Below are 9,183 nucleotides of genomic sequence, written 5' to 3'. Positions count from 1 at the left end.
CCGCCGACGCGCCCAGTGACGACACCGGCGCACAGCGAAAGGGGGGGGACCGGGGTAGCCGTCCGGGTCAGTGGCCGTGCCGGGCGGTCAGGCCGCAGTCCGGCGGCCTTGTGTAACGGTCGGCCGCAGTCCTCCGGTGACCGGTCGACCCACGAAGAGTGGTGATGGACCATACTGGAGAACGTGTTCACCCTCGCCCAGGCACGCCACCTGATGGCAACCCTCCGTCCACGGATCGACGAGTTGGTCCTGCTCCGCGCTGACCTGGCTGAGTTGCGGGCGGATCTGGCGGCCGGATCGGACAGCCCGCACGGCGGTCTGGCCGAGGTGAAAGGGCTGGAAGCGCGGATCTACGGGATTCTCGACGAGCTGAACGAGCAGGAGATCCAGGTCAAGAGCGTCGCCCCGGTGCTGCTCGACTTCCCGGGCGAGCTGGACGACCGTCCGGTCCTGTGGTGCTGGCTGGAGGGCGACGGCGAGATCCGCTGGTACCACCGCCTGGAGTGCGGGTTCTCCGGCCGCCGCCGGATCTGAGCCCCGGGTTCGTCCCGCGCGGTCCCCGCTGCTGTCGGGATGACACCTGGTCGAGTCGCAGCCATCGAGATATCGACATCTTGACGAACTGGTCGATGTGTGAGTAGCGTCTCAGGCACTTTATGGAAAGTTTCCTAACTAAATGGGGAGACGCCTGATGAGAAGATCACTGCGCCGCGCCGTCTGGGCCGGGGCGCTGGCCGTGGTGACGGCTGCGGCGGCGGTGCCGGTCACTGCGGCGTTCGGCGCCGGCACCATCTCCGCCAGCTTCGTCGCCAGCTCCGACTGGGGTACCGGCCACGAGGTCCGGGTGACGGTCGCCAACGGCTCCGACGCCACCGTCGGCACCTGGCGGATCGAGTTCGACCTGCCGGCCGGTACCACCATCAGCAGCTTCTGGGACGCCGAGGTGACGCGCAGCGGCAACCGGTACACCGCGGTGAAGAAGAGCTGGGCCGGTGGTCTCGCGCCAGGAGCCTCGTTCAGCTGGGGATACATCGGCACCGGCGCCTTCCGGGCACCGCAGAACTGCACCATCAACGGGGTCTCCTGCGCAGGCGGCCCGGCCCCGACCACCGCGCCACCTCCGACGACGGCGCCGCCTACCACCGCGCCGCCTACCACGCCACCGCCGACGACTCCGCCCCCGCCGCCCGGTGGGCAGAAGGTGGTCGGCTACTTCACCCAGTGGGGGGTCTACGCCCGCAACTACCACGTGCGCAACATCCACACGAGTGGGTCGGCGTCGAAGATGACTCACATCATGTACGCCTTCGGCAACACCGCCGGTGGGCGCTGCGCCATCGGGGACAGCTACGCCGATTACGAGAAGGCGTACACCGCCGCGGACAGCGTCGACGGGGTCGCCGACACCTGGGACCAGCCGTTGCGGGGCAACTTCAATCAGCTGCGCAAGCTCAAGGCGATGTATCCGCACCTGAAGGTGATCTGGTCGTTCGGCGGCTGGACCTGGTCCGGCGGCTTCACCCAGGCCGCGCAGAACCCGGCCGCGTTCGCCGAGTCCTGCTACAACCTGGTCGAGGACCCGCGCTGGGCGGACGTGTTCGACGGTATCGACATCGACTGGGAGTACCCCAACGCCTGCGGCCTGACCTGCGACTCCAGCGGTCCTGCGGCATTCCGGAACCTGATCTCGGCACTGCGTGACCGGTTCGGGTCGAGCGCGCTGGTGACCGCGGCGATCACCGCGGACGGCAGCAACGGCGGCAAGATCGACGCGGCCGACTACGCCGGAGCGGTCGGCGACCTGAACTGGATCATGCCGATGACGTACGACTACTTCGGTGCCTTCAACGCGCAGGGACCGACCGCCCCGCACTCGCCCCTGACCTCGTACCCGGGAATCCCGCAGCAGGGCTTCTGGTCGGACGCGGCGATTCAGAAGCTGAAGAGCAAGGGCATCCCGGCGAACAAGCTGCTGCTCGGCATCGGCTTCTACGGTCGGGGCTGGAGCGGCGTCAGCCAGAGCGCTCCGGGGGGCACCGCCACCGGTCCGGCGCCGGGCACCTACGAGCAGGGCATCGAGGACTACAAGGTGCTCAAGAACACCTGTCCGGCGACCGGCACCGTCGGCGGCACCGCGTACGCCAAGTGCGGCAACAACTGGTGGAGCTACGACACCCCGGCCACCATCGGCGGCAAGATGAACTACGCCAAGGGGCAGGGCCTCGGCGGGGCGTTCTTCTGGGAGTTGTCCGGCGACACCGGCAACGGTGAACTGGTCAGCGCGATCCGCACCGGTCTCGGCTGAGGCTGAAACCACCACCCGCACGGGTGTGGGGGGGGGGGGGGGGGGGCCGCCCCCCCCCCCCCCCCCCACCCCCGGCTCGGGTCACCTGCGGTTGGCGTACTCCTGGTAGGCCTTGACCACCTCGGTGCTCGGCCCGTCCATGCGGATCACGCCGGACTCCAGCCAGATACTGCGCTCACAGGTGTCCAGAATCGACTTGTTGCTGTGGCTGACCAGGAAGACGGTCCCGGCCTCGGCCCGCAGCTCACGGACCCGTTCCTCGCTGCGCCGCTGGAACGCGGCGTCGCCGGTGGCCAGCGCCTCGTCGATCATCAGCACATCGTGGCTCTTCGCGGCGGCGATCGAGAACCGCAGTCGGGCCGCCATACCCGACGAGTAGGTCCGCATCGGCAGCGACGCGAAGTCGTCCCGCTCGTTGATGCCGGAGAACTGCACGATCCCGTCGTACTTCGCCCGCACCTCCGCCGGGCTCATCCCCATCGCCAGGCAGCCGAGCACCACGTTGCGTTCGCCGGTCAGGTCGTTCATCAGAGCGGCGTTCACCCCGAGCAGGGACGGCTGGCCCTGGGTGTATACCTTGCCCCGGCGCGGCGGCAGCAGGCCGGCCACCGCGCGCAGCAGGGTCGATTTGCCGGAGCCGTTGCTGCCGATCAGCCCGATCGCCTCGCCGCGGTGCGCCACGAAGCTGACGCCGCGGATGGCGTGCACCTCGCGTACCGTCGGGGCCTGCTTGCGGGTCGCGATCCGCCGCAGCGCCGCGACGGGGCTGTTGCGCCCGCCGCCGCCGGTGTTGATCCGGTAGACGACGTGCAGGTTGTCGACGATCACGGTGGGCACCCGGGTGTCGGCCCCGGAAGCCGGTGCGTCCAGCAGGTCAGCCACGGCCGTACTCCTCCTCCGCGCGCCAGAAGTAGATGAAGCCCACCACACCCATCAGCACGGCCCAGCCGCCGGCCGCCGGCCACAGGTACCCGGGCGGGCTGCCCATCGAATCCATCAACGCGTAGCGGACCAGGTCGATGTATACCGCCATCGGGTTGAACTGCAGCACGGTGACCACCCAGCCGGGCAGGTCGCCGGTGAACCGGTCGATGCTGTAGAACACGCCGGACGAGTACAGCCAGGTCCGCATCACGAACGGCAGCAGTTGGGAGAGGTCACTGGTGCGGGCCGCCCAGCGGGCCACCATCATGGCCAGCCCGCCGCTGAACAGCGTCTGCAGCAGCAACGCCGGGATCAGCAGCAGCCAGCTGAGGTCGATCCACTCACCGGTGGCCAGCATGATCACCGCCAGCACGGCCATCGACGGGGCGAGTTGCTGCAACTGCACCAGCACCGAGGTCAACGGCAGGCTGGCCCGGGGGAAGTGCACCGCCCGGATCAGGTTCATGTTGTCGCCGATCGACCGGGCCGAGGTGGTCACCGCCTGCTGGGTGAAGGTGAAGATGAAGATCCCGGTGCAGAGGTACGCGATGTAGTTGTCGATGCCGCGGTCGGTGCCCAGCAGCAGCCCGAAGACCAGGAAGTAGACCCCGGCGTTGGCCAGCGGGGTGATCACCTGCCAGATCTGACCCAGCCGGGCGTTGGTGTACATGGCGATCAGCCGGGCGTTGGAGTACGCCCAGATGAAGTGCCGCCGCGACCACAACTGCTTGACGTAGGCACCCAGCGACGGGCGGGCACCGCTCACCGCCAGGCCGTGTTGTCGGGCCAGCTCGGCGAGGGTGGGCCCGCTGTCCGGTTCCAGCGTCACGGTCGTACCACTGGTTGGCTGCCGCATCCGATCTGTCCTTCCATCAGCCAACGCTGCCGCTCGTGCACACCCGTGCCCCTCTCCGACGGGTACCTCTCGTCCCGGACGCCGCGACGACGGTGCCGCGCGACCCGATGGCACGGGTGGGGCCGGACCGGTGAGGCCGGTTCATGCCCGGCTGCTCATCTTTCATGTCCGATGGCACGGAACGATACCGTCGCGTCCTGACGGAAACGGTAGGGGAGGCGACGACGATACGCAACCGTACCGTCGTGCGGTTACACTGGCTCGAATGCAGGGCGACGGAAAGCGACCGCCGGCGGGCGCGGCGGTACTGCGGGAGGATGTGACGCAGGCGATCCGGGCTGCCGCGTTGCAGGAACTGGCCGCAGTCGGCTACGGCAGGATGTCGATCGAAGCGGTGGCCCGCCGGGCCGGGGTCGGCAAGACCGCCGTCTACCGGCGGTGGGGTTCAAAACTGGAGATGGTCATCGGGATCGTCTCCGAGGTCGCGGTCGGGGTGACCGCCGTGCCGGACAGCGGCTCGCTGCGCGGTGACCTTGAGCTGGTGCTGACCATCGCGGCCCGGGCGTTGCGGCATCCGTTGGCCGGGCAGATCGTGCCGGACCTGCTCGCCGAGGCGGCCCGCAACCCGGCGATCGCGCAGACCCTGCAGGCAGCCCTGCGGGACAACCAGCGGGGGATCGGCACCCTGGTGACGAACCGGGCGGTGCGGCGGGGCGAACTGCCCGCCGACACCGATCCCGACTTCGTCGTCGACCTGATGGTCGGCCCGCTCTACTGGCGGCTCGCGGTGGCCCGTACCCCGCTGCCGCGCGGCTACGTCGCCCGGCTGGCCGCCTCGGTCGCCGGTGCCCTCACCGCCGGGGCGGCAACGGACCCGGCGGCCAACCCGGCTACCGGTCCGTCAGTTCCCCCTGCCACCGGCTGATGTCGGCGGCCACCTCCCGGACCTCGCCGTGGCCGACCAGCTGCACCCGCCACGGCAGGGCCGGCCCGGCGACCCGGTCCGCGGTGACCGCCGTGCCGTGCCGGGCGACCACGAACCGGGCGGCCTCGGACCCGTCCAACGCCGGCACCGACACCTGCACCTGTTGCCCGTCGGCGAGCTGGTACACCGCCAGGGTCACCCCGTCGACGTACGGGTAGTCCGGTCGGTCCGCGTTCGCCCCGAGCGGCAGCACCGTGCCGGGGCGCACCAGCACCGGCACCTGGTCGAACCCGACCGTCCGGCGCACCCAGCCCGGGCCGGTGACCTCCTCACCGGTCTGCAGGTGGGTCCAGGTGCCGGCCGGCAGGTAGAAGTCCACCTGCCCGTCGGCCCGGAACGCCGGCGCCACCAGCAGACTGTCCCCGAGCAGATACTGCCGCTCCAGATGGGTCACCGCAGGGTCGTCCGGGAAGTCGGCGACCAGTGGGCGCATCACCGGGATCCCGTCCCGATGGGCCAGTACCGCCTGACCGAACAGGTACGGCATCAGCCGGGCCTTGAGCCGGGTGAAGACCCGCAGCACGTCGACCGCCTCTTCGTCGAACGTCCACGGCACCCGGTAGGTCTGGCTGCCGTGCAACCGACTGTGCGAGGAGAGCAGCCCGAACGGGATCCAGCGCTTGAACACCTCCGGCGCCGGCCGGCCCTCGAAACCGCCGATGTCGTGACTCCAGAAGCCGAATCCGGACATCGCCAGCGACAGCCCGCCACGCAGGCTCTCCGCCATCGACTCGAAGGTGGATTCGCAGTCACCGCCCCAGTGCACCGGGAACTGCTGCCCGCCGGCGGTCGCCGACCGGGCGAACAGCACCGCCTCGCCCTCGCCGCGGTGCTCCCGGAGCAGGTCGAACACCGTCCGGTTGTACAGGTGCGTGTAGTAGTTGTGCATCCGTTCCGGGTCGCCGCCGTCGTGCCAGACCACGTCGGTCGGGATCCGCTCACCGAAGTCGGTCTTGAACGCGTCGACGCCCATGTCCAGCAACGCCCGCAACTTGTCGGCGTACCAGCGTCGGGCGTCCGGGTTGGTGAAGTCGACCAGACCCATCCCGGCCTGCCAGAGGTCGCACTGCCAGACGTCGCCGTCTGCGGTCCGGACCAGGTAGCCCCGCGCCGCCCCCTCGGCGAACAGCGCCGACCGCTGCGCGATGTACGGGTTGATCCACACGCAGATCTTCAGGTCCCGCTTGCGGAGCCGTTCGAGCATCAGCTCAGGCTCGGGAAAGACCCGCGGATCCCATTCGAAGTTCGACCAGTGGAACTCGCGCATCCAGAAACAGTCGAAGTGGAACACCGACAGCGGCAACTCCAGCTCCGCCATGGTGTCGATGAACGAGCTGACCGTCTGCTCGTCGTAGGAAGTGGTGAACGAGGTGCTCAGCCACAGCCCGAACGACCAGGCCGGCGGCAGGGCCGGGCGGCCGGTCAGGGCGGTGTACTTGCGCAGGATCTCGCGCGGCGTCGGGCCGTAGATGACCAGGTACTCCAGGCTCTGCCCGGCGACGCTGAACGACACTCGGGAGACCACCTCGGAGCCGACTTCGAACGAGACCAGTCCGGGGTGGTTGACGAACACCCCGTACCCGCCGGTGGTGAGGTAGAACGGGACGTTCTTGTACGCCTGCTCGCTGCTGGTGCCGCCGTCCTCCTGCCAGATGTCGACCACCTGACCGTTGCGGACCAGCGGACCGAACCGTTCGCCGAGTCCGTACACCGTCTCGCCGACGCCGAGGCTGAGCTGTTCCCGCACGTACGACCCGTCGTCGGTGTCCAACGCGGCCATGCTCTTGTAGCCGCTGCCGGTGAGCACCCGGCCGGCGGCCACGAACTCGAGCCGCCAGCTGTCGCCCCGGGCGAACCGGGCGGTCAACTCACCCGAGGTGATGCTGGCGTACTCGGCCTCATCGGTCACCTGGACGTCGGTGTCCGGCTCGATGGCCAGGGCGAAGTCCGGATGCCGGCGCCGCCGGCCGAGGAAGTGTCCCACCTGGACGGAAATCACGTCGGGAGCGGGGGAGGTGCAGCGTACGGTGAGCAGCGGCTGGTTGAGGGTGTCGCCGCGACCGGTGATCCGTCTGGTCGGGGCGTACACCGTCAGTGCCGACGGCTCGACCTCGACGTCGTGCACCTGAGCCGGATAGAGCGGCCGTACGCCGTCGCGCATCCGCCAGTAGCCGTTGCTGAATTTCATCGCACTCTCTCTCGGGTCAGGTCCTACTTGACCGCGCCGGCCATCACACCCCGGGTCAGGGTGCGCTGGAAGATCAGGAAGAACAGCACCGCCGGCACGATGCCGAGCAGCGCTGACGCGCTGGTGGTGGTGGCGTCCATCATCCGGTCTCCCTGCAGGACGCCGAGCGCGACCGGAACCGTCTGCTTGTCGTTGGAGATCAGGAAGATCAGCGGCAGGAAGAACTCGTTCCAGGTCCAGATGAAAAAGAAGGTGAACAGCACCGACAGGGTCGGCCAGCTGGTCGGCACCACCACCTTCCACAGCACCCGCCACTTGCCCGCCCCGTCCATCGCGGCGGCCTCCAGCAACTGTCGCGGGAAGTCCCGGAACACCGAGGAGAGCAGATAGGTGCCGAACGCCGCCTGGATCGCGGTGAAGATGATGATGACGGCGATCCGGCTGTTGTACAGACCAACCTGTTTGGACAAATAGTAGAGCGGGTAGACCAGCGCCTCCTGCGGCAGCAGGTTGGCCAGCAGGAAGAACATCAGGAACGCGATCCGACCCCGCAGGCGACCGATCCCGATAGCGTACGCGTTGAGCACCGAGATCAGCACCGCTAGTACGGCGACCGTGGCGCTGATCAGGAAGCTGTTCCACAGCTTCTCGCCGAAGTCGACCCGGAACCAGAAGTCGACGATGCCGCGCAGGTAGAGCTCACCGGGTAGCGAGAGTGGACCATCCGCGGCGTACTCGGCCGGCGCCTTGACCGCGTTGAGGGCCACAACCAGGAACGGCGCCAGCACCAGCAGGGTGAGCACGGTCAATGCGGTCAGGACGGTCGACGCGGTCAGCCGGCCGGGCCGGCCGCGCCGGGCAGGTGGGGTGGCGGCGACCATCTCAGCTCCCTTCCAGGCGCTCATCGCGGGTCTGGATCCGCAGGAACACATAGGTCAGTATCATGATGATGACGGTCAGTACGGTGGCGATCGCCGCGCCGTATCCGGCGTTGGCCTTCTCAAAGAAGTTCTGGTAGGCGAAGTACGACGGCACCAGGGTGGCGTTGCCTGGACCACCCCGGGTCAGCACGAAGATCTGCCCGAAGATCTTCAGCGCGGCGATGGTGGTGGTGACCAGTACGACGTAGATCTCCGGCTTGATCTGATGCACCGCGATCCGGGTGAAGCGCTGGAACCAGCCGGCACCGTCGAGATCGGCCGCCTCGTAGAGTTCCGGATCGACCCGCTGCAGGCCGGCCATGAACATCACGACCGGGTAGCCGAGCTGGAACCAGACCATCACCGCCATGACGCTGAACAGGGCGTAGGCCGGGTCGCCGAGCCAGTTCTGGGCGAGGGCGCCAAGGCCGACGCGGTCCAGGATCGAGTTCAGCGCGCCGTAGCTGGGGTGCAGGATCCAGCCCCAGACAATGCCGGTCACCGCGACCGGCAGCACCTGCGGCAGGTAGAGGCCGGACCGGAAGACGCTGGCCGTACGTGGGCCGATGCGTTTGGCCACGTAGTCGAACAGGACCGCGGCGAGGAACAGGCCGAGCAGCGTCGGCAGCACCGCCATCGCGAGGATGATGAACCCGATGTTGCGGAACGAGACCCAGAAGTTGGTGTCGCGCAGCAGCCGATCGTAGTTGTCGAACCCGATCCACTCCGGCGTCCCGACACCGGACCAGCGGGTGAAGCTGATCCCGATGTTCATCAGCAGTGGCACGACGATCACGGCGAGGAACAGCACGATCCCGGGGAGCAGGAAGGCTACGTATCCGTAGTCCGCTTTCCGGTGACGGGAACGGGGGTGGGGGCGGGTGAGCGGCTTAGCCATGGAACCTCCCGGAGCGGACCGGGGGGGGGGGGGGGGGGGGGGGGGGGGGGGGGGGGGGGGGGGGGGGGGGGGGGGGGGGGGGGGGGGGGGGGGGGGGGGGGGGGGGG

9 protein-coding genes are annotated in these 9,183 nt (G+C 68.9%); 4 read left to right on the top strand and 5 right to left on the bottom strand.

Annotated features, from left to right (window positions below; translation table 11 throughout):
• Positions 1 to 183 precede the first annotated feature (183 nt).
• The 3 genes from ACXAHD_RS29625 (at position 184) to ACXAHD_RS29615 (ending at position 2,414) form a co-directional block, all read left to right on the top strand.
• Positions 184 to 534: a DUF2203 domain-containing protein gene (locus ACXAHD_RS29625; RefSeq protein ID WP_289213253.1), complete on the top strand. Its 351-nt coding sequence runs from the start codon at positions 184 to 186 to the stop codon at positions 532 to 534.
• Between the two features lie 157 nt (positions 535 to 691).
• Positions 692 to 2,305, top strand: a complete 1,614-nt coding sequence (locus ACXAHD_RS29620; RefSeq protein WP_289213252.1) for a glycosyl hydrolase family 18 protein — start codon at positions 692 to 694, stop codon at positions 2,303 to 2,305.
• Positions 2,268 to 2,414, top strand: coding sequence for a hypothetical protein (locus ACXAHD_RS29615; protein WP_475054763.1), 147 nt, complete (start codon positions 2,268 to 2,270; stop codon positions 2,412 to 2,414). The genes ACXAHD_RS29620 and ACXAHD_RS29615 overlap by 38 nt, the downstream gene beginning before the upstream one ends.
• Here the strand turns inward: ACXAHD_RS29615 and ACXAHD_RS29610 are convergent.
• Positions 2,387 to 3,187 carry an ABC transporter ATP-binding protein gene (locus ACXAHD_RS29610; protein WP_278170321.1) on the bottom strand — a complete coding sequence of 267 codons (801 nt, stop codon included), beginning with the start codon at positions 3,185 to 3,187 and terminating at the stop codon, positions 2,387 to 2,389. The two genes, ACXAHD_RS29615 and ACXAHD_RS29610, sit on opposite strands and share 28 nt — an antisense overlap.
• Entirely contained in the window at positions 3,180 to 4,085 is a 906-nt protein-coding gene (locus ACXAHD_RS29605) for an ABC transporter permease (RefSeq protein WP_289213251.1), read from the bottom strand. Before ACXAHD_RS29605 ends, ACXAHD_RS29610 begins: the two co-directional genes overlap by 8 nt.
• Before the next feature lie 265 nt (positions 4,086 to 4,350).
• Here ACXAHD_RS29605 and ACXAHD_RS29600 point away from each other — a divergent pair, with 265 nt between their 5' ends.
• A complete protein-coding gene (locus tag ACXAHD_RS29600) occupies positions 4,351 to 5,010 on the top strand; it encodes a TetR/AcrR family transcriptional regulator (protein ID WP_281550719.1) in 660 nt (219 codons plus the stop codon).
• On the opposite strand, the gene yicI is transcribed toward ACXAHD_RS29600, so the two are convergent.
• Genes yicI through ACXAHD_RS29585 form a run of 3 tightly spaced genes read right to left on the bottom strand, consistent with a single transcriptional unit; the run spans position 4,976 to position 9,076 of the window.
• The gene (gene yicI, locus ACXAHD_RS29595) at positions 4,976 to 7,258 is read right to left on the bottom strand and encodes an alpha-xylosidase (RefSeq protein ID WP_289213250.1); all 2,283 of its coding nucleotides are present in this window, start codon (positions 7,256 to 7,258) and stop codon (positions 4,976 to 4,978) included. The genes ACXAHD_RS29600 and yicI overlap by 35 nt on opposite strands.
• 23 nt (positions 7,259 to 7,281) lie before the next feature.
• Complete coding sequence (locus tag ACXAHD_RS29590) at positions 7,282 to 8,163, bottom strand: carbohydrate ABC transporter permease (RefSeq protein ID WP_281550717.1); 882 nt, start codon at positions 8,161 to 8,163, stop codon at positions 7,282 to 7,284.
• Positions 8,141 to 9,076, bottom strand: a complete 936-nt coding sequence (locus tag ACXAHD_RS29585; protein WP_289213249.1) for a carbohydrate ABC transporter permease — start codon at positions 9,074 to 9,076, stop codon at positions 8,141 to 8,143. The genes ACXAHD_RS29590 and ACXAHD_RS29585 overlap by 23 nt, the downstream gene beginning before the upstream one ends.
• Between the last annotated feature and the right edge of the window lie 107 nt (positions 9,077 to 9,183).

The sequence above is a fragment of the Micromonospora sp. ABR4_055 genome (assembly GCF_056160425.1).
This window is presented reverse-complemented; position numbering and strand designations above follow the sequence as displayed.

Excerpts from the sequence above, each read along its gene's own strand:
- ACXAHD_RS29620 (WP_289213252.1), top strand. The coding sequence starts at position 692 with ATGAGAAGATCACTGCGCCGCGCCGTCTGGGCCGGGGCGCTGGCCGTG.
- ACXAHD_RS29605 (WP_289213251.1), bottom strand. The coding sequence starts at position 4,085 with ATGCGGCAGCCAACCAGTGGTACGACCGTGACGCTGGAACCGGACAGC.
- ACXAHD_RS29600 (WP_281550719.1), top strand. The coding sequence starts at position 4,351 with ATGCAGGGCGACGGAAAGCGACCGCCGGCGGGCGCGGCGGTACTGCGG.
- yicI (WP_289213250.1), bottom strand. The coding sequence starts at position 7,258 with ATGAAATTCAGCAACGGCTACTGGCGGATGCGCGACGGCGTACGGCCG.
- ACXAHD_RS29590 (WP_281550717.1), bottom strand. The coding sequence starts at position 8,163 with ATGAGCGCCTGGAAGGGAGCTGAGATGGTCGCCGCCACCCCACCTGCC.
- ACXAHD_RS29585 (WP_289213249.1), bottom strand. The coding sequence starts at position 9,076 with ATGGCTAAGCCGCTCACCCGCCCCCACCCCCGTTCCCGTCACCGGAAA.